This window comes from Cryomorphaceae bacterium (genome assembly GCA_017798125.1).
Lineage (GTDB): Bacteria > Bacteroidota > Bacteroidia > Flavobacteriales > ECT2AJA-044 > ECT2AJA-044.
On sequence record CP059070.1, the window covers coordinates 535,964 to 559,346 of the forward strand.

A 23,383-nucleotide genomic window follows, 5' to 3' on the forward strand; every position below is an offset into this window, starting at 1 on the left:
TAATACCATAAGTTTTTATAATTTCACCGTCGTCAACCTAAACTGTAATCAATTGAAAATCCAATAACTATGAAGAGAGTATTATTATTTCTTCTTTTCGTTCCCATGTTATTGACTGCGCAAACCAATCACAATGTGACCTTTAAGGTCGACATGAGTGATTACACAGGCACGTTTACCAACGTGTATGTTAGCGGTACATTTAATAGCTGGGGCGGAACGTCAAATCAACTTTTAGACGCAGACGGAGACTCGATCTATGAGGCTGTTGTTTCTGTTCCTGCTGGACCTATTGAGTGGAAATACCAAGTCGATGCTTGGGCGGGCCAAGAGAATTTCTTGTCTGGTACCCCTTGCACCGTGACAAATGGTGGTTTCACTAACCGAAGCATGGATGTGAATGCAGATGTTGTGCTACCCGCGGTGTGTTGGGAAAGCTGCAACTCCTGCGGATACGTTGCACCCATCGTGAACGTGACTTTCAAAGTAGACATGAACCAGTACACAGGTACGTACACCAACGTACACGTAAACGGACCATTCTCAGGATGGTGTGGAAGCTGTGCGGGAACTCAGATGAGCGATCCTGATGGGGATGGCATCTACGAATTGGTCGCTCCACTACCCGCCGGTTCTATGGAGTATAAATTTACCATCGACGGATGGGCAGATCAAGAACAATTTAACGGTGGTGAGTCATGTACCGTAACCAACAGCGGTTTCACGAATCGTAACATCATTTACTTCGCTGATACCGTTCTTGATGTAGCATGCTTTAACTCTTGTGCTGCCTGTGCCGCTGGCCCGGTACTCACACAAGTGGATCTTCCCATAACCTTTGATGATTCTACAGTAAACTACACGGTCCTTCCATTTGGAGGTTCTTCAACTGCAAGTGTTGTAATGGACCCTGCCGGAGGGTCGAACATGGTTATGACCATGAATAAAACGGCTGATGCGCCAACATGGGCTGGAACTACCATGAGTACAGCTGCTGGATTGGCAAACCCTGTACCTTTCTCAGCATCTGCGAACGAAATGACTGTTATGGTCTACTCTCCAGATTCAGGAATTGTGGTACGCCTTAAGGCGGAGGATGCAGCAGATCCAGCTATTTCCGTTGAAACGGATGCCATGACTACTACTTCCAATGCCTGGGAAATGTTGACATTCGATTTCGCTAACCAGGCGACTGGTACTGCCGCGATTGATTACAACAACACCTATGACAAACTGTCTATCTTCTTCAACTTTGGGGTGGACGGAGCTACTGCAGGTGATAAGACGTACTACTGCGACAATGTTATGATGGCTAGTGGCAGTGGAACCAACCCGAATGCCTGTGGTGATTTGATCATCAGCGAGTACATTGAAGGTTCTGGTTCTAATAAAGCGCTCGAGCTTTACAACCCTACACCTAACGCCATCGATCTTTCCCTATACTCCGTTTACTGTAACGTAAACTCGGGCTCATTCAACAACTTGTCGAGCCCTCAAGGAATGATTGCTCCATACGGAACGTATGTGATGGTAAACTCCAATGCGGATTCTACCCTAGCGGCTATGGCCGACACATTGTTGTCTGGTTTTAGTGCGGTGAACTTCAACGGAGACGATGCTATTCTTCTCGTGAAGGGATCAGACACCCTAGACATTATTGGAGAAGTTGATATTGATCCAGGTAGCAGCTGGCCAGTAGGAAGCGGAAGCACTCAAAACCACACCTTGGTTCGCATGGCAACCGTAGACATGGGCGAAACTGATTGGGTAGTGGGTGCCACGCAGTGGGATGTATATCCAACAGACACCTACACCGACCTTGGTACACATACGAGCAACTGTGCAAACACTGGAAACCCATGTGTTGTCAGCATGTTGCCGTATTCAGAGGATTTTGAAGCTGGGTTCCCAGCATGTTGGGATACCACGCAAAACGCTGGATCTAACGGATTCATGTGGGGTGATGCAACAGCTATGGGTTCTCAGTTCTGGCCAGTTCCAGCACACACGAACTTTATGGCGAGTAATGACGACGCGTGTGATTGTGATATGAGCAATGACTTGCTTCGTTCTCCTCAATTCGATTTGAGCGGTTATGCCGGTCAACTCCTCGATCTTTCTTTTGAATACTACGGAGATCAGAACTACGGTTCTATTGGAACAGTATGGTACTCCATGAACGGAGGGCCGTTGATGCTTCTGGACTCTATGGCGCCATCCCCTGCTGCGGCTTGGGCAATGAGTACCCTTGACGTCTCTGCAGTTGCAGGTTCGGATTCAGTTGTATTCGTTTGGAAGCATGACGATCAAGGAGCCTGGGCAGATGGCGTTGCTATTGACGACGTAAGTGTAAGCGTCGCACCAGATCCTTGTATGGTGATGACCCTTCCATATACAGAGGACTTCGAAACTGGAGGAATGCCTGCATGTTGGGACACAACGCACAACGCTGGCTCCAATGGATTTATGTGGGGAGATGATACTATGCATGCTTCACAATTCTGGCCAGTTCCTGCTCACACCAACTTTATGGCGAGTAATGACGATGCCTGTGACTGTGACATGAGCAACGATTTGTTGTGGACTCCTCCATTTGACCTTTCAGGTTATGCAGGTCAGTCCTTGAACTTATCTTTTGAATACTATGGAGACCAGAATTATGGTTCTGTAGCCACCGTATGGTATTCTATGAATGGTGGTCCACTTATGCTCCTCGATTCTGTACCTCCTTCACCAGCAACGGCGTGGGCAAACCGCACATTGGACGTATCTGCAGTAGCAGGTTCTGATTCTGTCGGATTTGTCTTCAAGCACGACGATGGTGGTGCATGGGCCGACGGGGTTGCCATCGATGATGTAATGCTCGATGTAGCAGATACCGATTCTGATGTAACCTTCAAGGTTGACATGAATAACTACGGCGCGGCATTTGGATATGTCAATGTCAGTGGAAACTTCAACAACTGGTGTGGAGACTGCGCTCAAATGGATGACTCAGATGGTGACGGTGTATGGGAATTAACCATCGCTGACATTCCAAATGGACCTATCGAGTGGAAGTACAGTATCGACAACTGGGCGTTTGACGAAAGCTTGAACTCGGGTATGTCTTGTGTTATTACGGATCCAAGCGGACAGTTTGTTAACCGATACTTGGATGTCCAAAACGACACGGTAATGCCAGTCGTTTGCTACGAAAGCTGCATGGCTTGTCCAGCAAACCCGATCAATGTGAACATTACCTTCCAAGTTGATATGTCCGGATATACTGGTGGAGCGTACACTACGGTTCACGTGAACGGTACGTTCAACGGATGGTGCGGAAGTTGTGGTAATGAAATGCAAGATCCAGATGGAGATAACATCTACGATTTGACCGTTCCATTCAACAACATTACCCCAGGCGATACCATCGAATGGAAGTATACCGTAGACGCTTGGACAGATCAAGAAAACTTGACGGACGGATCACCATGTACCTTGACTACCATTGATGGCACCAACGTCTTTGTAAACCGTATGTTGGCTATGCCAGCTATGGATCAGACAATGCCAGTGGTATGCTGGAATAGTTGTGATGCTTGTACCATTGGATTGGAAGAAGAGGCCGGAGCCTTTGATATGTTCCCGAATCCTGCTCAAGATCAAGTAACCATTACTTGGGCGCAGTCTGGTGAGCGTACGATTCGCATCGTAGATGCTCAAGGTCGCGTAGTTCAAACCGTTCAACCAGAACTTAATGCTCTGGAAGTGGTCTTGAATACAAGCAGTCTCTCAGCCGGTTGGTACACCGTAGTTGTTGAATCAGCTTCAGACTACAAAGTTGAAAAACTTATCATTCAGGAGTAAAAAGTCATAGACCCAGACTAAAGTGTAGAGCTTCTGAATAAAAGCCCGGCCTTGCGGCCGGGCTTTCTTATTTACTCTGTTTCCATCTCTTCCGAACCCTCGTCCAAACGATCTTCGAGGTCCTCATCAGGCGCACACCATAAAAAGCGTGCAGTCTTGTTGTAGGGATTCATTACCAGCTGACTTTGTATGAAATAACGGGAAGAAGTGGAAATTGGTATCCGTACTCAACACTCTGCGTATCGCTGTTGTACCAGTCATAAACCACAGCTTGGTTGGCCGTTACGTTCTGGACATCAATTTTGAATTCAGAAGACCAATTCGCCCGAGAACGGCGAAGACCAATGGCCAAGTCCAGCTTGAACACCCCTTCCCCTTTGGCGCTGTACAAATCGTCTACGCGAACAGTAGATCCCTCGGCAATACTCGCCTCTAAATCCACGGGCGTGTACCATTGTCCTCCGGTGTAGGCTACTTTCGTATTGACGAACAGCGTTCGGTGCTTCTCTACTTTCCCCAATTTCCATTCTTTACCGCCCAGCACATTGAAGGCATACTGCCCGTCGAAGACCGAGTTCCGCTCTACGCCATCAAAGGGAGTAAAGAAAGAGCGGTAAACCGAAGCCGTTGCCATATAATAGTAGTCGCGCGAAAAATCCCGACGCACGGAAAGGTCCAATCCATAGTTTCGGCCGGTACCATCATTGGCTAAATCCACAGTCGAAAACCACCCCCAGCTGTTGAGCAAAGAGTATTCAGGATCCCCGGCACCGCCTATAGGAACATCGTACAGGTGCTGGTAATAAACTTCAGCACTCAGAGAATGATGCTCGCCTAGTTCTTGGGTCATGCCCAATACAAAATGAGCGCTCTTGGTTGGACCCAAATCATCATTAGGACGAGTAAAACTTCCATCGGGCTGTTCTACTTCAGCAAGGTACATGGATACCGTTTCCAATCGCGAATGAACTCCAGCGCCAAAGCTCCATCGGCGATTTTCATTTTCCTGGAAGGCAATACTCAATCGTGGCTCTGGGCTTAAGGAAGAATTCAAATCAAAATACAAAAGGTGCAACCCCGCCACCGTCTCCCAACGAGGGCCCCAGCTCTTTTTCCAGCTGACAAAGGCCTGCGCCGACAGGGTTGAACCTGAAGACTCCAAGGTGGTCTCCAACCGATCCGTATCGGAATTCCACATTTGCGATTCTAAGTTATAGTGAAGGCGTGTCCCCGTAACTCCAGCTTGGAGCTTGCTCGTAGCATCAATTTTATGGTGATAGATGGACTGAGCTATGACGTTGTACTTGTGAATCTCACTGCGGTATAAGAGGTCGAGGCCATCGATATCATCCCACTGCTCTTGGTAATCGTCAGATTGCCCTCGGCCAGTGATGGCCAAGGTATTCTTGAAATAACTTCGATCGCCGAGGACCCAAGTATGGTTCGCTCCAACCACGCCCATCTTAGAAGTCAAGAAAGAACTCCAAGACTCTTCCGTCTCTTCTTCATCCGCATAGCCGAGCTGCTCAATATGGCTGTACCCGCCCATACCAAATACGCTGAGGCTGTGGCGATCCCCCAAAGGAAGGTTGACCTTAAAGGCCGCGTCCTGATATTCCGGAATCCCGTCGAAGTCCAGGAATCCCAGATTGCTGATCAAGGCGAGTGTAGAATACCGGTAGTTCACGAGGTAGGAAGCCTTACCCCCCTTGACGAAGGGCCCTTCTGCGGTAAGGTCCGTACCCAGCACACTAAGAGTGGCTGAATACTGACGGTCTTCGGTGGAGGGGTTTCGCAAGGTCATGTCCATCACTCCGCTCAGGGCATTTCCATATCGGGGTGCAAAGGCCCCAGTATAGAAGTTCGAGGTCCCCAAAACCTGGCTGTTCAGGGCGTTGATCGGCCCTCCAGTAAAGCCCTCATCGGCGAAGTGATTGGGGTTGTAAATTTCCACCCCTTCCAATCTCCAGAGGACGCCCTTGGGCGAATTACCCCGGACGATGATGTCGTTGTTTCCATCCGAACCGTTCGTCACCCCCGCAAAGGAAGTGACCATTCGAGCAGGATCATCTATGGCCCCGGCGATTCGTTTGGTCTCTTCAACGGTGATGGAACGACCACTGACCAAGACCATATCGTCGGTAGGGCGGTCTGCTGAGGCGCGCGAAGTCAATTCTACCTCGCCAAGCACCTCAGCTGACTCGACCAGCGCAACGTCAATACGAACGGCATTTCCCGAAGTCACTACCACATTGGGGATGACCTGAGTACCGTATCCAATAAAAGTTATTTCCAAGGTGTGTCTCCCAACAGGGACGTCGGACAAACGAAATGTCCCGTCCGCGTTCGTGACCGCCCCCAGAGGAGGGTCCACGGAAGTGAGGACAATGTTGGCCCCGGGCAGCGGCTGTAAAGCGTCTCGATCCTGAACGGTTCCGAAGATGTGTTGCGTCACCTCCTGACCCTGTGCGGGAAGACTCAAAAGCCCGAAAAGAAAAAGTGTTAAGCAGATTCTGTAAATCATGGCGCTATAGATTTTTGGTTTTCTATAGCTAGGACACCTCAGCGCCCATTTACCCCTACGCTACCCTAAAAAAGTTTTGGCCCTACGGGCCGATGCTAAAACCGCACCCCTACATTCCACCCCAACCAACCGCGGGTCACGATGCCCTCATCGTTGAATTCGTACAGCGTGTTGCTGGGTACCTCCAGGTTCCCGTACTCGCCCGTTTCGGGGTTCAAATAATCCGTCACATAGGTATGCAGGACCGGGCCACCGTAAATGCTGAAGTGATCAAATATTTCAAAGCCCAAATTGATGTGAAAATCACCCATCCCATTAATGTTTCCGGACCACGCCGAATTCGTGGTCATGGCATTGGCCACCGCCTCAAAGTTGATGAAGGCCCAATCGGTGAAATGCCATTGACTTCCCAAACCGTAACCCACTGCCCATTGAGGCTGTTGTCCATTGAGTCGATATCCCAATCGGAAGATGTTGTAGAGCGGCTTGGTCCCGGTGACAAAGCGGACACCTAATTGATCCCACTCATTGTATTGGATGTCCAGGGTGTGGATTCCATTGCGGATAAAGGTGAAGAGACCGAATGCGGCACCTCCTTTCAAACTGTCCACGACGTTGACCAACCCCAACTGAAATCCTGAAAGATGATCGGCAACGTTCACTAGCCCAATTTGAGCTCCCTTGACTTCGCCATAACCTTGATTGACAATCCCGGCAATTTGAAGACCGTTCATTTCCTCGTAAGTCACGTTGGTGATGCCCGCAATTTGAAGCCCGGTAAAATCTTTACCAATGTTGGCGATCCCTCCCACTTGTACCGCCAGGGCGTGGTCAACGTTGTTGAAGATTCCTCCAACTTGTACCCCGCTCAGGCTGTCCGTCCAGTTGTAAATTCCGCCAATTTGAACACCCGTGGTACGGTTACCCACTACATTTCCAATCCCGCCAATTTGAGCCCCGTACATATCGTATCGGTTGATGTTGAGAAGACCCCCGAGCTCAAATCCACGCGTTCCGCCCGTGTAACCCGCCAGAACATTGAAACTAAAGTTGTTGACGATCTCACCACTCAGCCTTCCGTTCGTGCTCAAGCCTGGAACAAAGGAAACCTGTGCGGTTTTGATCTGGTCGAGCTCTACGTTCTTGATAAAGGACCAATCCACTGAAGGCCTAAACCAGCGAACCAGCTTCATGCTGTCTACCGGAGAGTAGGCGACCGCCTGAGCGCTGTCCGGTTCTAGAGTGATGTTGAGTGCGTTTAAGTCACGCGTATTCACCGCTATGACGGTATCTCGATAATTACGCTTGGAAATCGCCACCCAAACCGTGCTGTCCCGTGTTTCCACGTCCAAGGCGTAGGAACCGTCTGAAGTGGAAGCCGCAACACTTTTGAGCTCGTCCACCCGATAGATGGTTGCGCCGGTCAATGCCTGCCCTGTTTGGGCATCCAGCACCTGGCCTTCAATGGTGAGTTGTGTTGCCACCGGTGAGGCCTCTGCTGGAACAATGACCACGAAGCTCCCGCGACGCAACACATCATAATCTCGACCGACCATATCTCGAATCACCACACGAAGCCGCTCCTGATAGGCTGAATACGTGATGACCCGATCGACATCGACCATTGAAGGCGAATAGGAAAGACGAAAATCGGCTTCTTGACTCAGGTTGTCCAAGGCGTCTTCGAGAACGACGCTCTCATAGCGAACGCTGACGCGACGGTTCAATAGATCTTGGGCAGAGGCCGTCCAAGATGATCCCAAAATCAGGGAAAGCAAAAGAATTACAAACTTGGGGCGCAGCCCGTTCCATCGATGATCCATGTGCTCATTTCTTTACGCACCTCGAGATTCAGCGTAGCTGATAGGACATCCACGATATCGTCGATCACTTGATCGTTGAAATTCGCGGTCAATCGGCAATTGGCCAGCTGAGGGTTCGCGAGGACGAGGTTTGATTGATAGTTGCGATTCAATGTCGCAACGACCTCATCCAGTGGTGTACGTCGAAAATCAAGTGAACGATTGCTCCAGAAGAATGCGTCCGGCTTTTGCTCCTGTGGGAGCATCACGCCTGTTCCGCGTTCGAATCGAACCGTTTCTCCGGCGCTCAAGCGCAGGGTGTCCTTCGCGGACATCACGGCTACAAGACCTTCAGAAACATCGACCCGAACAAACCCGGAATCCGGATACGCCTCAACGAGAAACTCGGTGCCGAGAACCTCTACCGTCACTTCGCCTGCCCAGACCGTAAACGGCCGTTCAACATCCTTCGCTACGCTGAATTGAGCCGAGCCTTCCAAGGCGACAGCACGTTCTTTTCGTCCAAAATCATCTGCGACAAAAAGCGTGGTTTGCGGTTTCAAAGCAACTTTCGAGTCGTCCTTCAACTCTTCCTGAATCACCTGCTCCAGAGCGGCCACTTGGCCAGACCAGTCTCGATAATCGTCAGGCCGTGTTTGCAAGGCCTGACGGATGAACCAAAGGGCAACGAACAAGATGGCTACGGCGGCAGCAACACGCCACAGCGCCGGAACTTTCATAGGTCGTCTTTTCGGTTTTAAATCGATTACCGGTGTTTCTCGATGCATTCGAGCGCTCATTCGCGCCCAGGCGACATCCACATCAGGAGTCCATTCACTGATTTTCGAAGCATCCCACACCTGCTGAATACGCTCATACTCCTTCGCGTTTTCGACGGAGTCTTCTACCCACGCCGCAACCTCACGGTCTTCGGCCGGGGAAGTCTCGCCGGCCAATTGCTTGACCACGAGTTCGTACATGCTATGTTCAGCTCCTTCGTGCGACATCTTCACTTATAAGACAACCCAGTGAATATTTACCCCTATCTCCACAATCAAATAAATGACCCCTGCTGCGCCGACCACAATAAGCGGCATGTAATCGCTGAGCTCCTCGCGAAGCAAGCGCAGCGCTTTACCCATTTGATTCTCAACGGTTTTGACTGAAATACCCAGCTCGTCTGCAATCTGTTGATACTTCAAACCAGCAAATCGGCTGAGCTCAAAAATTTCTCGACATTTCTCGGGAAGGCGACCAATGGCGTCATTGATCCGTTGCTCCAGTTCCCACAGTTCAGATTCATTTTCCGAAACGCCCGAAGCGCCCGATTGCCCCTCAGCATAGGCCGTTCTCACCTTTAAGTGCTTGATGTGGTTTAGGCAGGCATTGCGAACACTCTGATACAAATAGGGGCGCATTGCGGTCCGCAACTCCAAGGTCGAAGCCGATTGCCAGAACTTGAAAAAAACATCCTGAACCAAGTCCTCACTTTGCTGTGGATCCAACGTATAGCGATGCGCAAAGCGGCACAAGTCCGAATAGTAGGCGCGGAACACCTCCTCAAAGGCAGATTCATCTCCGGCTTGTATGCGCGGCCAAAGATCCGGAAGGGAGGCAGTGGACATGGGGCCAAATTAGTTAATTCTTACCTTGACCAAACCTTAACCGTGAACCATGAAAAGACTTTTACTCCTGTTGGCCGTAGCGGGGACACTCTCGGCCTCGGCTCAAACCGGCATCGCCTGCGATGGGGTGGACGATGTGATGTCCGTCCCCAACGCCTCCAGCCATTTTGTCAACCAGAACATCTCCATGGCCTTCTGGGTCTACCCGACCAATCCCAGTCCTGGTTTTCCTGATTTTGACGGATTCGCCGGCTTCCGAACCGAAACCAGCTTCGACTTCTACTTACTTCAACTCTCCGCCTCGAATGTCGAATGTCGCTTTCGAAACAACTTGGGAACCGCCTTTGACATCGTATTCACCGGACTCCAAATGAACGCCTGGAACCACTTTGTCTTCACCTATAATGGAACGCAAACCGAGGTCTTTCACAATGGTGTGAGTGTCGGAACCACTCCCGCGAATGGAAGCATCAGCAACGGGAATGTCGCATTTGAGGTCGGTAAGACTCAGTTCGGACCTCCCTTCTGGACCGTAGGTCGATTTGATGACGCAGCTTTGTGGACTCGAGCGCTCACGGCCACAGAAGTGGCCACGCTGTACAGCTCGTGCTCAGTCGACATCAACTCCCCAGACTTGACCATGCTTTTTGAATTCGAAGACGGTGTGGCGGGCGGAACCAATACGGGAGTGACCACGGCCACAGACAGCAAAGGGACGCAGAATGGAACCTACTCAGGCTTCCAAATGAGCGGAACCAGTTCCAACTTTGTTACTGGAAACGGTGCCACCTTTGCCTCAGACACCGTGAGTGCTTGCTTCACCTATACCACGGCGGGTGGTCAAACCTATACCACCTCGGGAGTTTACACCGACAGTCTGACTTCTTCGGCGGGATGCGACAGTATCGTATCCTTGGACTTGACCATCATCGACTTTGATTTGAGTATCAATCAAGCAGGAAGCACCTTATCCGCTGCCCACTCGGGCGCATTGCTTTACCAGTGGATTGACTGTAGCGATGGTCAAGTCATCGGTACCAGTCAGTCGTACACGGCTACTGCGAATGGGGATTATGCCTGCGTGATTACGGACGATGGCTGCCAAGATACCAGCGCTTGTGTTTCGATAACGAATATCGGTTTGGATGAGGGCCTCACGGCCCGATGGTCCATCTCCCCCAATCCATCTCACGGCAGCGCTCAGCTCAGCTTCGGCGGCACTGTAGCTCAGGCTCAGATACGCATCGTTGACCTTCAGGGCCGCGTGGTCTTTGAAACCGCCAACTGGTCCGGAGAGGAATTGAATCTGCCGCGGAAACTTCCTGCGGGGGTTTATGTAGTGGACGTTCAGGTTCCATCGGCCCGTAGGGCCATTCGATGGATCGTGGAATAACTTAGAAACGATAGAACAGCGCGATTTCCCCTAAAGCGTGGAATCGCGTCCGATCACTGTAGTAGTAATACTGCTGAGAATCGGGATCATCATAATTCAAATCCATCAAGAATCCGAGGGCTAGATTGAAGTTGAGGCCGAGTCGGTCATTGAAGTTGAGCTTCATTCCATTGGTGACATATCCGCCGAGGAAATTGTGGTTGTCGTAATACGACTCGTAAATCCACGACTGGGTTGGCTCGTCAAAATAATCGGCATAAACGTAGGTTTCGCGCAGTGAATAGTGGATCATCGCACCAGTGTAGTACGCCACTTTTCTTTGGCCAAAAGGGTAGACGTTAAAGCCTAAGCCGGCCCCAAAGACGTTAGGATCTTCCAGGTAGCTGTTGTCCTGAGCAAAACCGACGCGGATGGGAAGGTACAGAGATACCGTTCCCTCTTCGTCCAACAAGCGCTCATAGCTAAAAGCAAAATTGAGCGTAACCAGATCGAAGTAGTTATACCCGATCAAGTTCCGATCGGTAATTTCCATTACGGCCTTGGTGCTCCCAAACTGCTCTACCATTCCGTTCTCGTATTCAATGACCGCAACAGATTTACGACTCTTGGAATAGAGGGGCCCGGCTACCTGTCCGTAGCGGCGATAGCGGATTTCATCATCGGAAATGGACTCCAATACAACTTCGATTCGGGTACCGTCTTTGAGGACCAAGATGTCCTGAGCAAAGGCTCCAAAGGCGACGAAAACCAAGACAAGGAGGACAGTGGTTTTTTTCATGACCAAATAGGTAAAAGGTTTTGCGGGCGAAAGGTACTAAATTAGCCCCCGTGAGAACGATTATCGTCATCCCCGCTCGTTATGAAAGTACGCGCTTTCCGGGCAAACCGTTGGCTGAAGTATTGGGAATTCCCATGATCCTACGGGTCGTGTCCCAAGCACAGAAGGTCGTTGGCGAAGTTCTGGTGGCTACAGACGACGCGCGCATTGAAAGCGCAGTCCGAGAAGCTGGCGGTGAGGTGGTTATGACGGCATCCCATCACCCGAGCGGAACCGACCGCATTGGCGAAGCTGTTTCGGGCCTTGGATTGGACGAGAATGATGTCGTGATCAACGTTCAAGGTGATGAGCCCTTCATCGCTCCCGAACAAATCAAGGCAGTTCACCAACTCTTCGAAGACGAAGCGGTGAGCATCGGAACCCTGGTCCGACGAATTGACGATCCGCAGGTCCTGAGCAATCCGAACACCCCAAAAGTGGCCCGCGCGCTGAATGGAGAAGCGCTCTACTTTAGCCGCTCGGCTATTCCACACGATCGCGATGGTGCCGGTCAGGTGAGGCATTGGCAGCACATCGGCCTCTATGCCTATCGCTTTGGTGTTTTGAAAAATCTGGTAGCTTTGCCGCCCTCGCCTTTGGAGCAGGCTGAACGCCTGGAACAATTGCGATGGTTGGAGCATGGATACCGCATACACTGTGCGGAAACCGCTTCAGAAACTTGGGCGATTGACACCCCGGAGGACCTCGCTCGAGTCGAGGCCCATTTTGCTGGAAAAGCTTAATTTAGTCCTTTATGCTGCTGGAAGACTACGTTGGAAAATTACTGTACCGTCACGACTGCGTGATCGTCCCGGAATGGGGTGGATTAGTCAGTGCGTACAAACCAGCGTCGATCCATCCTGTTACGCACATCATGAATCCGCCTTCGAAGGCCTTGTCCTTTAACCAAGCGCTGACCAACAACGATGGCCTTCTGGCCAACGAATGGGCCGCTGGAGAGGAGTGTTCCTACGAAGAAGCGGTGCAGCAAATTGGATCTGCCGTTCGAGAAATGCGCGCAAATCTTGAGCACCATCGGGCAATCGATTGGGAGCACATTGGCGTATTTCAGTTGGGCGCTGAAGATCAAATCGTCTTCAAGGCGCACCACGAAGTCAATTATTTAAGCGATGCCTTTGGATTGAGTGTCCTGCGTTCACCCGCCATACAGCGAGAAGAGCGTAAGGTCATCACCATGGATACGCGTGACTCTGTTTTACCCGAGGCCGCGGCAAAATCATCCCGCCGAGGGTGGTGGAGAGCGGCCGCCGTTTTAGTTCCCCTGATTGGATTGACGGCCATTAGCTATTGGCAACGAGATGCGGTGAGCAGCGGTGTTCATGCCGGAATCTTGAACTTTACTGCCACTGGTCCGGAACTGTATCAGCCTCGTGAAGAAATGACCCGTTGGGAGCCTTTGAAAACCGCAGATGTGGAAGATTGGTGGGCCATCGCACACGAAAATGCAAAACCCGTGGTTGAAGTACCGGTAAGCACCGATGTGGCGGAAGCCGAGGCTCAACCCGTGGCAAGTGGCGTCTACCACGTCATTGCTGGCTGTTTCAGCAACGAATCCAATGCAGACAAACTACTCGCTCAGCTGCGTGGAGAGGGGCTTCCTGCTCGCAGAATTGGACAGACCGCCAAAGGGCTTCACATTGTGACTTATGCGAGTTACGCATCGCGCCGTGAGGCGCTCCAAGGCCTGGCACAGATCAAGCGCGAACACAGCGCTGAGGCTTGGCTCCTGAAAAAATAGCCGTACTTTTGCAGGGCGCAAATGAGCGCCTGAAACACACGCATTATGAAGGCTAGAACTCCGCAAGATTCTCTTGCCATACTCACGGAAATTGTACTGCCAAACGACACGAATAACCTCAACAATTTGATGGGGGGACGCCTGTTGCATTGGATGGACATTGCCTGTGCTATCTCTGCGCATCGCCACTGCAAGCGCATCGTGGTAACGGCGTCGGTGAACAACGTCTCGTTCAACCACGCCATCCCTCAGGGCGCCATCGTGACCCTAGAGGCCAAGGTGAGCCGTGCCTTTAGTTCTTCTATGGAAGTCTTTTGCGACGTTTGGGTCGAGGACAACAACAATCCCGATACCAAGACCAAGGCGAATGAGGCCATCTACACGTTTGTGGCGGTGGACCAATTGGGGAACCCGATTCAGGTGCCTGCTTTGGATCCTCAAACAGATCTCGAAAAGGAGCGATTTGACGGAGCACTGCGCCGTCGCCAGTTGAGTTTGATTCTATCCGGAAAGATGAATCCGGATGATGCTACAGAGCTCAAGGCGCTTTTTGCACCGGAGGCTGATTGAGCGCCCGCAGCACCTCGGCCACATCAATTTTTTCCATCCCTTTGAAGTTGGGCTTGTACCACTTATTATCGCCTAATTTCGAATAGGGCCGATCCCAAGAGCCTTGCGGCTCGATGTGGACGCTGCCCGCGCCTGGACGAAACGGGTACATGCCGAACTCCGGTACCGTGGCACCCCAAATGCTGATGATGCGCTTCTGAAACGCTGCGGCAATGTGCATGAGCCCCGTATCGTGGGTGATGACCACCTCAGCATCACGCACCAATGCTGCGCTTTCATTCAGTTTGAATTTACCGGCCGCGTTAAACACTGTACGGCCCACTTCGGAGGCAATCCGTTCCCCCTTGGCGGCATCTTCCGGACCCCCTAAAAGCATAACGGGTCGATCGCTGCCTTTGCAGATTTCAGCAATCTTATGCTCAGGGAGCATTTTGCCGGGGTGTTGCCCGCCAATGACAAAGGCCACGTAGCCCTCGCGATGGGTTTCCGGCAAGCGGTCCATGGCGGGAGTGTCTTCGGGAGACAAGAAGTAGTCCAATCCTCCCCCATCGTCTTTCGCCCCTAGGCGGTAAACGGCATCCAAATAACGCTCGACTATGTGCACGTCGGGCATGCGGTTCACCTTGAAATTGACGTAAAGCCACTTTTCGATGTTGTGTTTTCTGAACGCAGTGGAGGACACTTGGAGGGCGGACTTGAGACGCGCCGTTCTCAAGTTCTTGTGGAGGTCAACCACGTGGTCGAAACGTTCCCCTTTCAAGGTCTCGGTGATTTCATCAATCTCCTTTTCGATGGTCCAAAGACGGTCGATGTAGGGGTTGTGCTCCAGAACTGGAACGAAGCTCTTTTTGGTCAAGTAGTGAACTTCGGCCTTGATTTGTCCTTTAAGGACTCGGACCACAGGTGTGGTCAAGACGATATCGCCGATGCTGCTGAAACGAACCACAAGGACTTTCATGGGGGCAATTTACCTTAATTTTGAAGCATGACACTGACCGATACACATACGCATATATACCTCGACCAATTCGACGAGGATCGGAATGAGATGATGCAACGCGCCATGGATGCCGGCGTAGAACGTTTCTTTTTACCCAATATTGATTTGTCTTCGATAGACGCCGTCAAGGACCTGGCGACAAACTGGCCCGGAAAAGTTTGGCCCATGATGGGGCTTCACCCCTGCTCCGTTCAGGAGAATTGGTCGGAAGTTCTGGATGCCATTGAACAAGAGCTGCGGGCAGAAGATTATGTCGCGGTCGGGGAAATTGGCATTGACCTTTATTGGGACAAAAGCACCTTGCCCTGGCAAGTCGAAGCCTTCAAGCGACAAATTGCTTGGGCCAAGGAAATGGACCTGCCGATTGTGATTCACTGTCGCGACTCTTTTGACGAGATCTTTGAGGTCTTGGAGGAGACTCAAGACGGGACTTTGCGGGGAGTACTGCACTGCTTTACGGGGAACGAGTCACAGGCGCTTCGGACGGTAGAGCTGGGCATGATGCTTGGACTCGGCGGGGTGTTGACCTTTAAGAACAGCGGTGTGGATCGCGCCGTAGGCGCAATTCCTATGGAACATATTGTACTGGAGACCGATAGTCCTTACTTGGCGCCAACGCCGCATCGCGGGAAGCGAAACGAATCCGGATACGTTCGTTTGGTCGCAGAAAAGCTCGCATCGGTAAAAGGAATATCTTTGGAAGAAGTGGCCGAGGCCACCACCGCAAACAGCAAACGACTCTTTGGCGTATGAGCGAACAGCCGCGCATCCTCTTGATCTACACCGGGGGGACCATCGGAATGGTCCAAAGCCCGAGTTCTCCGGCGTTGATCCCTTTTGACTTCGGGGACCTGGAGGCCACCCTGCCGGAACTGGCGCATATTGGGTGTAGTCTGGATTTCGAAGTACTTCAGCCCATCATTGATTCCTCAAACATGCAGCCGGCCTATTGGGCTCGTCTCGCCATTGAGATCTACAACCGCATGGACCAGTACGATGGCTTTGTGGTCTTGCACGGCTCGGATACCATGGCCTATACGGCGAGTGCTTTGAGCTTTATGTTTGAGCATCTGCACAAGCCTATCATTTTCACGGGAAGTCAACTCCCCATCGGAATTACGCGGACCGATGCCAAGGAGAACCTCATTACGAGTATTGAGATTGCGTCACAGAAATCGCTCCGAGGTGTTCCCCTCGTTCAAGAGGTATGTATCTATTTTGAGTACCATCTATATCGCGGGAATCGCGCCACGAAAATGAGCGCGTCCCATTTTGAGGCTTTTGCCTCTCCCAATTATCCCGCGCTGGCCGAGGCAGGAGTGGATTTACATTTTGAGAAATCGCAGATGTTGAAGGCTCCGAAGTTGCCCCTGCACCTGCACACCGATCTCGACACCAACGTCATTGGCATTAAGCTCTTCCCGGGCATGCAGGCGAAGCACCTCGCACACATGCTCGAAACTCCTGGATTGAAGTGTGCGGTGATTGAAACCTTTGGTTCCGGGAACGCCCCTACAGCGGAGCCTTTCCTAGAAACCCTTCGCGAAGCACAAGATAGAGGCCTGCATCTCGTTAATGTTACGCAATGCCTGCGTGGGCGGGTTCAAATGGGTCGATATGAGGCCAGTGAATTCCTCATGGAACTGGGTATGGTGACAGGAAAAGACATCACTTTTGAGTCGGCCGTAACCAAGGCCATGTTCGTCCTAGGGCAGGGATGGGACGGTCGTTCTTTCCGCAAGCGATTTGAGAAAAATCTGCGCGGAGAACTGACCGATTGAAATAGAACAGAGGCGTTTAACGGAAAGTCAATGCCAATGCGGGTTTTGGAGTGACTGTTAACGTATAGATAATTTTCGCGGTTGCTAAATTTTTGTATTTTGGCGTGCTCTACGGAGAAGGGCTAATCGCCAGTGTGAGGAGAGGTGGCCGAGTGGCTGAAGGCGCACGCCTGGAAAGTGTGTATACCGTAACCCGGTATCGGGGGTTCGAATCCCCCTCTCTCCGCTGAGTTAAATGTGTAATTAATAGGAAAACCTAAATATTTCTAATCAACAAAAAGCCAAAATGAAAAAAGCGTTATCACTTCTGGCAATTGCAGGTTTGTTGAGCTTCGGCGCCGTAGGCGTTTATGCGCAAGACGACAGCACTGCTACAGACAATACTGAAATGGTTGCAGATTCTGCTGCTACGGATTCAGTTGCTGCTATCGAAGACGAAGCAGAAGAAGAAGCTCCTGCAGCCGCCGAAGCTGAGGATACTGAAATGATGGAAGCAGCCGCCGCAGAAGGCGAGCGCGGATTCCACCAGATCGTCAAACAAAAATTCATCGAAGGTGGTGCCACGTTCATGGGTATCGTTTTGGTTTGTTTGATCCTCGGTCTAGCTATTTGTATCGAGCGTATCATTTACTTGAACCTCGCGACCACCAACACAGCTAAATTGCTTAGCGAAGTTGAAGCTGCATTGAAAAGCGGTGGTGTTGAAGCTGCAAAAGAAGTTTGCCGCAACACTCGCGGACCAGTAGCCAGCATCTTCTACCAAGGTCTTGAGCGTTCTGATGAAGGGATCGACATGGTAGAGAAATCGGTTATCTCTTACGGTTCCGTACAAATGGGATTGTTGGAGCGCGGTATCTCTTGGATTTCTCTTTTCATCGCCTTGGCACCAATGCTTGGGTTCATGGGAACAGTAATCGGTATGATCTCTGCCTTCGACTCGATTGAAGCTGCTGGAGACATCTCTCCATCACTCGTTGCACGTGGTATTAAGGTTGCACTTTTGACCACTGTATTCGGTTTGATTACAGCGATCATCCTTCAGATTTTTTACAACATCATCGTGGCCAAGGTGGACAGCTTGGTGAACAGCATGGAAGATGCTTCTATCAGCTTGGTAGACATCTTGGTGAAGAACTCTAAATAAGCTCCTACCATGGAAAAGGTTGGAAAAATATTAAGCTATGTATTCATGGTCGGTGCGGTCATCTTCTTTGCCTTGGCTTTGGTGAAGGGAGACGATACCATCGAGAACGATGCTGCTGTTCAAGCGTCGATCATTGATCCCATGATGTTCATGGCATACATTGCCGCAGGTTTGGCTTCATTGCTGACCATTGGCTTTGCAGTATACTACTTGATTACCCACCCAGAGAACGCGAAGAATTCCCTTATTGGAATCGGAGCATTGGTTGTGGTCATCGGCATCTCTTACCTCCTCGCATCGGGGAATGTAACAGAGGCGATGGGCCGCGTTGAAGGTGGCGTAACGGAAACTACTTCTAAGCGAGTAGGTATGGGATTGATCACATTCTATTTGTTGGCCGGTGTGGCCATCTTGGCTGTGATTCTTTCTTCAGTGAAATCTATAGTACGTCGATAATTAATCACTATGGCTCGTAAGAAAAGAGGAGTACCTGAAATTAACGCAGGGTCGATGGCAGACATCGCCTTCTTGCTGTTGATTTTCTTCCTGGTAACGACAACTATGGACGTAGATACGGGGATTATCCGTAGGCTACCTCCTATGCCAGATGAGAACACCCCTCCGCCCGACGACCAGAAAGCGAATAAGCGAAATCTCTTTATCGTGTTGGTAAATGCGTATGACCAGTTGTTGGTCAACGAAGAGCCGACCGATGTAGATGACCTCAAGGAAAAGGCAAAAGCCTTTATCGATAACAACGGGGACGGTTCTTGTGCACACTGCCAGGGAGCTCGTGATCCGCGTAAATCGGACAATCCAGATAAGGCCATCGTTTCGCTACAAAACGACCGCGGAACTTCCTACGAAATGTACATTACGGTTCAAGATCAATTGGCCCAAGCGTACACGGAATTGCGGGATCGAGTGAGTATGGAAGAATACGGCAAGGAGTTCGGTGATTTGACTGATGACCAACAGAAGGAAATCAAAGCGATGTATCCGAAGTTGATCTCAGAGGCTGAACCGAAAGACGTTGGTGGGTCCTAAATCATAAGAAGATGTCAAAGTTTAAAGATTCAAAATCAAAAGATAGTCCAGGGATCTCGACAGCATCCCTCCCGGACATTGTCTTCATGCTTCTGTTCTTCTTTATGGTAACTACCGTAATGCGTGAAGTAACGTTGGTCGTGGAAGTTCGCTTGCCTGAGGCAGGAGAAATTCAAAAGATTCAGCGTAAGAACTTGGTGAGCTACATCTATGTAGGGAAGCCTGTTCAGCGAATTCGCGCTACCTACGGTGAAGAACCACGTGTTCAGTTGAACGATGCTTTTGCATCCGTAGACGACATCCAGGAGTTTGTTGCTCAAGAACGCGAAGCGCGCTCAGAGCAAGAAGCAAAGCAGTTGATTAACTCAATCAAGGCGGATATGGATGTGAAGATGGGTATCATCACGGACATCAAGCAAGAATTGAGAAAAGCACAATCCTACAAGATCAACTACGCGACTCGTCGTACGTTAGAATAGTCTCGTGGATTTGAATATTACAAAGTCCTCGCAGGAAACTGCGGGGATTTTTTTTGCTTTAGCGGAAGGTTCCGGGTTGCTTATGCGAAGACGTGCTCGCCAAACTCTTGAGGGATGCGGTCTAGAATTCCCATGAGATCATCCAAGCTTTCACTCGTGCACAATGCCAGTCGAGTTTCCTTGAAGTTGGGGATTCCCTTGAAGTAGTTGGTGTAGTGTCGGCGTGTTTCTACAATTCCCAAACGGTCACCTTTCCAAGCCACGGCCTTTTGAAGCAGTCGACGAGCCATCTCTGTGCGCTCTTCAATAGTTGGTGGATCTAGGATTTCACCGGTGGTAATGTAGTGCTTGATATCTCTGAAAATCCAAGGGTATCCAATACTCGCTCGCCCGATCATGACGCCGTCAACACCGTAACGCTCTTTCCACTCCACGGCTTTTTCCGGACTATCGATGTCTCCGTTGCCGAATACAGGAATATTCATGCGCGGGTTGTTCTTGACCTCTCCAATCAAGGTCCAGTCCGCTTCTCCCTTGTACATCTGTTTCCGAGTACGCCCGTGTATTGAAATGGCTTTGATGCCCACATCCTGAAGCCGTTCAGCCACCTCGACAATGTACTTGGTGTTCTCATCCCAACCCAAACGGGTTTTAACGGTTACGGGAAGAGATGTCGACTTCACGATCTCCGCAGTCATTTTCACCATCTTCGGAATGTCTTGGAGAATCCCGGCACCAGCGCCTTTGCAGGCCACCTTTTTTACGGGACATCCGTAATTGATGTCGATGATGTCTGGACCAGCCTCCTCACAGATGGCCGTAGCCTCTTTCATCGATTCAATCTCATTTCCGAATATCTGAATGCCAATGGGGCGCTCATACTCGAAAATGTCCAGTTTCATGCGGCTTTTGGCAGCGTCTCGAATGAGTCCTTCTGAAGAGATGAATTCCGTGTACATCAAATCGGCTCCCTGTTCCTTACACAATTCGCGAAAGGGTGGGTCACTCACATCCTCCATGGGAGCAAGAAGTAAGGGAAAGTCTCCCAATTCGATGTCGGCAATCTTTACCATAGAATTCGAAACGTATCTTTGGGGTTGCAAAATTACGAATTAAGCTGCTAATCAGATGCATACCCCAGAACGCCGAATAGGAACGGATCTCGTAGAACTTATGTTCTGGGTGCTTTTGGGTTTGTTGTTCTTCAGCTTATTAGGTCTGGCTATTGCGCAATTCGCCATGGGCGTTCCTGTTTTTGAAGACCCCTCCAGCATCTTTGAAGATCGGGGTGCCCTGCTCGTTACGCAGTCCTTGAGCAGCATTGGTTTGTTCTTGGTTCCCTCCTTCGTGTGGGCCGCTAGACGGCGCGGAATGCTTCAAGAGCTCGCCCTGAACAAGTCCATCTCAGGAGGTCAGGTCGTCAATGGCGTCCTCCTCATGGTCGTGGCCATTCCAGCCTTGAATGCCCTGATCTATTTCTTTGATTCGATCAATTATCCTTCCTGGCTTCAATGGTGGGTGGAACTCGGACAAGACAATACGGCCCTTATGGAGCGATTCCTGGACATGAACGGTCTGGGAGACCTTATGGCCAATCTCTTCGTGATGGCTGTCCTTCCAGCGCTCGGAGAAGAGATGCTGTTTCGTGGGGTGATTCAGCCCACATTAGCACGAAGAATGAATGTGCATGCTGCCATTTGGATTTCTTCCCTCCTCTTTGGTCTGATGCACCAAAACTTAATCAACCTCATTCCATTGACCCTGCTCGGGGGCGTACTGGGCTACCTCCGCGTCTGGAGCGGATCGTTGTGGTTGCCAATACTCGCACACTACACCAACAACAGTTTGCTGCTTATATTTACGTTCATTCTACAGAAGAATGGAATTTCAGAAGAAGCGGTAAATCAAGTAGGGACACCGGAGTCGGGAGCCTTTATGGCCTTCCTTAGCCTTGGTCTAGTAGGATTTAACCTCTGGCTGCTCAGGAGTTCTTCCCGAGCTGCCTAACGGGCAGATACGCGGCCAAGGAGCCAATAACCAAGACCATTAATAGGGTATATAAAGCGTCGGTGACTTTCATAGCCACTGGATAGGCATCGATGATGAAGGCTCCGTCTGCTCCGAGCCGAACCCATCCAAAGGTCATCTGACCCCAGCAGAGGACAATCCCAAAGAGTAGGCCGGCCACGGCGCCTACGCCGTTGATCAGAAGACCTTCAACGAAGAAGATCCGCCGAATGGTGCTTCCCTGGGCGCCCATGCTTTGGAAAGTGGAAATGTCCTGTCTTTTCTCCAGGAGGAGCATGGTGATGGAACCGATCAGGTTGAAGGTGGCGATCAGGACGATGAAGGCGAAAATGGCAAAGACCGCCCACTTCTCCGTCTGCATGACCTTGTAAAAGACCGAGTGGAGTTCGTATCGATTCTCCACGATGTAGTCCGGTCCCAAATCCTTCTTCAATTGAGCGTGCAATTCCTCCATGGCCTTGTCGGACGTGCACCGAAATTCGAGGGCAGAAACAGTCGTTTGTGAGGCTCCTAGAGTTCCCCGCATAAAGGAGATGGGAACGAGTACGTATTCTCCGTCAAAATCGGACTGGACCGAGAAGATACCGATGGGAAAAAGGCCGTTGATTCGAAACGCATCTTCGGGCCGAGTACTCATCGTTGCGCCGGGCTTGGGTATATAGAGGAACAGCGGATTGTACATGTCCTGAAGACCGAGACCTAAGTAGTAGGAAACGCCCTTCCCGAGGACGGCGAGGTCTTGATCGTCATCGGCCCGAAAGAAACGGCCTTGCCACATGAGGCTGTCGAGTCCCGTTAAGCCGCGGAAACTTGTGTCTACACCTCGTATTGTTGCGACATACTCCCGTTCACGGTACCGAAGAATGGCTTTTTCTTCGAGGACCTGGGAAAAGTGGATGACGCGGTCATCGTGCCGTAAGGCACTTACATCCAAACTGTCGGTAGAAAAGACTTTACCCGTGGCTGGGCGGATGCGAATGTCGGGGTCAAAGGCTCCGTATAGATTCAGGAGTAGGCCTTCGAAGCCGTTGAATACGCTGAGAATAATGAAAAGGGCAGCGGTACATACAGCCACGCCGAGCATTGAAATGCGCGTGATCCAGTTCACGGCATTTGTACGCTTCTTAGAAACGAGGTAACGTCGGGCGATGTACCAGCTCAGGTTCACTTGAAGGGGTTGTCTCCTTCCCCTTTGAGTAGACGATCGATTTCATCCCGCTCATCGAGGGTAGTGTCCAATCGAAAATCGAGATCGGGCACAACGCGCATTTGATTGCGGATTCGCTGACCCAATTGATGGCGGAGATGACCGGTGCTGTCGGTGATTTGCTTCATGATGACACCCTGGTTTCCCGTAGGGAAAACACTGACGAATACTTTCGCGTAACTCAAGTCGGGTGCTACGCGAACTTCGCTTACGCTGACCAAGGTTCCGCGGAAGTGATCGCGGGCAAAGGCATCGAGCAGTTCTCCGAGGTCTTTTTGCAAGACGCTGTTGACTTTCTTTAATCGTTGACTCTCCATTGGGCAAAGATACGGGAAATAGGCCTTCGACGCGGCTTTGT

General features: G+C 50.7%; 21 protein-coding genes and 1 tRNA gene. 13 read left to right on the top strand and 9 right to left on the bottom strand.

Annotated elements, in window-relative coordinates; genetic code table 11:
- Positions 1–69 precede the first annotated feature (69 nt).
- On the top strand, positions 70–3,849 hold the full coding sequence (locus HZ996_02275) for a choice-of-anchor J domain-containing protein (GenBank protein QTN38013.1): 3,780 nt from the start codon (positions 70–72) through the stop codon (positions 3,847–3,849).
- A gap of 172 nt (positions 3,850–4,021) precedes the next feature.
- Here the strand turns inward: HZ996_02275 and HZ996_02280 are convergent, their stop codons facing one another.
- The 4 genes from HZ996_02280 to HZ996_02295 form a co-directional block, all read right to left on the bottom strand.
- The gene (locus HZ996_02280) at positions 4,022–6,373 is read right to left on the bottom strand and encodes a TonB-dependent receptor (GenBank protein QTN38014.1); all 2,352 of its coding nucleotides are present in this window, start codon (positions 6,371–6,373) and stop codon (positions 4,022–4,024) included.
- Between the two features lie 95 nt (positions 6,374–6,468).
- Positions 6,469–8,196, bottom strand: a complete 1,728-nt coding sequence (locus tag HZ996_02285; GenBank protein QTN38015.1) for a hypothetical protein — start codon at positions 8,194–8,196, stop codon at positions 6,469–6,471.
- Positions 8,157–9,182, bottom strand: coding sequence for a FecR domain-containing protein (locus tag HZ996_02290; protein ID QTN38016.1), 1,026 nt, complete (start codon positions 9,180–9,182; stop codon positions 8,157–8,159). The genes HZ996_02285 and HZ996_02290 overlap by 40 nt, the downstream gene beginning before the upstream one ends.
- Positions 9,183–9,188: 6 nt before the next feature.
- The gene (locus tag HZ996_02295) at positions 9,189–9,800 is read right to left on the bottom strand and encodes an RNA polymerase sigma-70 factor (GenBank protein QTN38017.1); all 612 of its coding nucleotides are present in this window, start codon (positions 9,798–9,800) and stop codon (positions 9,189–9,191) included.
- Positions 9,801–9,849: 49 nt separating this feature from the next.
- Between HZ996_02295 and HZ996_02300 the strand changes: the two genes are divergently transcribed.
- Positions 9,850–11,193, top strand: a complete 1,344-nt coding sequence (locus tag HZ996_02300) for a T9SS type A sorting domain-containing protein (GenBank protein QTN38018.1) — start codon at positions 9,850–9,852, stop codon at positions 11,191–11,193.
- Position 11,194: 1 nt separating this feature from the next.
- Here the strand turns inward: HZ996_02300 and HZ996_02305 are convergent, their stop codons facing one another.
- Positions 11,195–11,971, bottom strand: a complete 777-nt coding sequence (locus tag HZ996_02305) for a hypothetical protein (GenBank protein ID QTN38019.1) — start codon at positions 11,969–11,971, stop codon at positions 11,195–11,197.
- A 50-nt stretch (positions 11,972–12,021) separates the two neighbouring features.
- On the opposite strand from HZ996_02305, the gene kdsB reads away from it, so the two are divergent.
- Genes kdsB through HZ996_02320 form a run of 3 tightly spaced genes read left to right on the top strand, consistent with a single transcriptional unit; the run spans position 12,022 to position 14,339 of the window.
- A complete protein-coding gene (gene kdsB, locus HZ996_02310; protein ID QTN38020.1) occupies positions 12,022–12,753 on the top strand; it encodes a 3-deoxy-manno-octulosonate cytidylyltransferase in 732 nt (243 codons plus the stop codon).
- 11 nt (positions 12,754–12,764) lie between these two features.
- On the top strand, positions 12,765–13,769 hold the full coding sequence (locus tag HZ996_02315; protein ID QTN38021.1) for an HU-CCDC81 and SPOR domain-containing protein: 1,005 nt from the start codon (positions 12,765–12,767) through the stop codon (positions 13,767–13,769).
- Positions 13,770–13,814: 45 nt separating this feature from the next.
- Positions 13,815–14,339, top strand: a complete 525-nt coding sequence (locus tag HZ996_02320; GenBank protein ID QTN38022.1) for an acyl-CoA thioesterase — start codon at positions 13,815–13,817, stop codon at positions 14,337–14,339.
- Here the strand turns inward: HZ996_02320 and HZ996_02325 are convergent.
- Entirely contained in the window at positions 14,308–15,297 is a 990-nt protein-coding gene (locus HZ996_02325) for a glycosyltransferase family 9 protein (GenBank protein QTN38023.1), read from the bottom strand. The genes HZ996_02320 and HZ996_02325 overlap by 32 nt on opposite strands.
- Before the next feature lie 27 nt (positions 15,298–15,324).
- Between HZ996_02325 and HZ996_02330 the strand changes: the two genes are divergently transcribed.
- From HZ996_02330 to HZ996_02360, 7 genes are all read left to right on the top strand, one after another.
- Positions 15,325–16,092 carry a TatD family hydrolase gene (locus HZ996_02330; protein ID QTN38024.1) on the top strand — a complete coding sequence of 256 codons (768 nt, stop codon included), beginning with the start codon at positions 15,325–15,327 and terminating at the stop codon, positions 16,090–16,092.
- Positions 16,089–17,120 carry an asparaginase gene (locus HZ996_02335; protein QTN38025.1) on the top strand — a complete coding sequence of 344 codons (1,032 nt, stop codon included), beginning with the start codon at positions 16,089–16,091 and terminating at the stop codon, positions 17,118–17,120. Before HZ996_02330 ends, HZ996_02335 begins: the two co-directional genes overlap by 4 nt.
- Before the next feature lie 138 nt (positions 17,121–17,258).
- Positions 17,259–17,346 (top strand) — tRNA-Ser (locus HZ996_02340).
- 60 nt (positions 17,347–17,406) lie between these two features.
- Positions 17,407–18,264, top strand: a complete 858-nt coding sequence (locus HZ996_02345; GenBank protein QTN38026.1) for a MotA/TolQ/ExbB proton channel family protein — start codon at positions 17,407–17,409, stop codon at positions 18,262–18,264.
- 9 nt (positions 18,265–18,273) lie between these two features.
- Positions 18,274–18,720 carry a hypothetical protein gene (locus tag HZ996_02350; protein QTN38027.1) on the top strand — a complete coding sequence of 149 codons (447 nt, stop codon included), beginning with the start codon at positions 18,274–18,276 and terminating at the stop codon, positions 18,718–18,720.
- A 9-nt stretch (positions 18,721–18,729) separates the two neighbouring features.
- A complete protein-coding gene (locus HZ996_02355; protein QTN38028.1) occupies positions 18,730–19,311 on the top strand; it encodes a biopolymer transporter ExbD in 582 nt (193 codons plus the stop codon).
- A gap of 11 nt (positions 19,312–19,322) precedes the next feature.
- Positions 19,323–19,790 carry a biopolymer transporter ExbD gene (locus HZ996_02360; GenBank protein ID QTN38029.1) on the top strand — a complete coding sequence of 156 codons (468 nt, stop codon included), beginning with the start codon at positions 19,323–19,325 and terminating at the stop codon, positions 19,788–19,790.
- Positions 19,791–19,870: 80 nt separating this feature from the next.
- On the opposite strand, the gene dusB is transcribed toward HZ996_02360, so the two are convergent.
- On the bottom strand, positions 19,871–20,863 hold the full coding sequence (gene dusB / locus HZ996_02365) for a tRNA dihydrouridine synthase DusB (protein ID QTN38030.1): 993 nt from the start codon (positions 20,861–20,863) through the stop codon (positions 19,871–19,873).
- 55 nt (positions 20,864–20,918) lie between these two features.
- Between dusB and HZ996_02370 the strand changes: the two genes are divergently transcribed.
- Positions 20,919–21,797, top strand: a complete 879-nt coding sequence (locus HZ996_02370; GenBank protein ID QTN38031.1) for a CPBP family intramembrane metalloprotease — start codon at positions 20,919–20,921, stop codon at positions 21,795–21,797.
- Here HZ996_02370 and HZ996_02375 read toward each other — a convergent pair.
- Both HZ996_02375 and rbfA read right to left on the bottom strand, forming a co-directional pair.
- Positions 21,772–22,986 (bottom strand): ABC transporter permease, encoded by a 1,215-nt coding sequence (locus HZ996_02375; GenBank protein ID QTN38032.1) that lies wholly within the window; start codon positions 22,984–22,986, stop codon positions 21,772–21,774. The genes HZ996_02370 and HZ996_02375 overlap by 26 nt on opposite strands.
- Positions 22,983–23,342 carry a 30S ribosome-binding factor RbfA gene (gene rbfA, locus HZ996_02380; GenBank protein ID QTN38033.1) on the bottom strand — a complete coding sequence of 120 codons (360 nt, stop codon included), beginning with the start codon at positions 23,340–23,342 and terminating at the stop codon, positions 22,983–22,985. Before rbfA ends, HZ996_02375 begins: the two co-directional genes overlap by 4 nt.
- Between the last annotated feature and the right edge of the window lie 41 nt (positions 23,343–23,383).

Coding starts and splice junctions, on each gene's coding strand:
- HZ996_02315 (QTN38021.1), top strand. CDS start 12,765: ATGCTGCTGGAAGACTACGTTGGAAAATTACTGTACCGTCACGACTGC.
- HZ996_02320 (QTN38022.1), top strand. CDS start 13,815: ATGAAGGCTAGAACTCCGCAAGATTCTCTTGCCATACTCACGGAAATT.
- HZ996_02335 (QTN38025.1), top strand. CDS start 16,089: ATGAGCGAACAGCCGCGCATCCTCTTGATCTACACCGGGGGGACCATC.
- HZ996_02285 (QTN38015.1), bottom strand. CDS start 8,196: ATGGATCATCGATGGAACGGGCTGCGCCCCAAGTTTGTAATTCTTTTG.
- rbfA (QTN38033.1), bottom strand. CDS start 23,342: ATGGAGAGTCAACGATTAAAGAAAGTCAACAGCGTCTTGCAAAAAGAC.
- HZ996_02360 (QTN38029.1), top strand. CDS start 19,323: ATGTCAAAGTTTAAAGATTCAAAATCAAAAGATAGTCCAGGGATCTCG.
- HZ996_02305 (QTN38019.1), bottom strand. CDS start 11,971: ATGAAAAAAACCACTGTCCTCCTTGTCTTGGTTTTCGTCGCCTTTGGA.
- HZ996_02350 (QTN38027.1), top strand. CDS start 18,274: ATGGAAAAGGTTGGAAAAATATTAAGCTATGTATTCATGGTCGGTGCG.
- HZ996_02300 (QTN38018.1), top strand. CDS start 9,850: ATGAAAAGACTTTTACTCCTGTTGGCCGTAGCGGGGACACTCTCGGCC.
- HZ996_02280 (QTN38014.1), bottom strand. CDS start 6,373: ATGATTTACAGAATCTGCTTAACACTTTTTCTTTTCGGGCTTTTGAGT.
- HZ996_02345 (QTN38026.1), top strand. CDS start 17,407: ATGAAAAAAGCGTTATCACTTCTGGCAATTGCAGGTTTGTTGAGCTTC.
- HZ996_02370 (QTN38031.1), top strand. CDS start 20,919: ATGCATACCCCAGAACGCCGAATAGGAACGGATCTCGTAGAACTTATG.
- HZ996_02295 (QTN38017.1), bottom strand. CDS start 9,800: ATGTCCACTGCCTCCCTTCCGGATCTTTGGCCGCGCATACAAGCCGGA.
- HZ996_02325 (QTN38023.1), bottom strand. CDS start 15,297: ATGAAAGTCCTTGTGGTTCGTTTCAGCAGCATCGGCGATATCGTCTTG.
- HZ996_02275 (QTN38013.1), top strand. CDS start 70: ATGAAGAGAGTATTATTATTTCTTCTTTTCGTTCCCATGTTATTGACT.
- dusB (QTN38030.1), bottom strand. CDS start 20,863: ATGGTAAAGATTGCCGACATCGAATTGGGAGACTTTCCCTTACTTCTT.
- HZ996_02355 (QTN38028.1), top strand. CDS start 18,730: ATGGCTCGTAAGAAAAGAGGAGTACCTGAAATTAACGCAGGGTCGATG.
- HZ996_02330 (QTN38024.1), top strand. CDS start 15,325: ATGACACTGACCGATACACATACGCATATATACCTCGACCAATTCGAC.
- HZ996_02290 (QTN38016.1), bottom strand. CDS start 9,182: ATGTCGCACGAAGGAGCTGAACATAGCATGTACGAACTCGTGGTCAAG.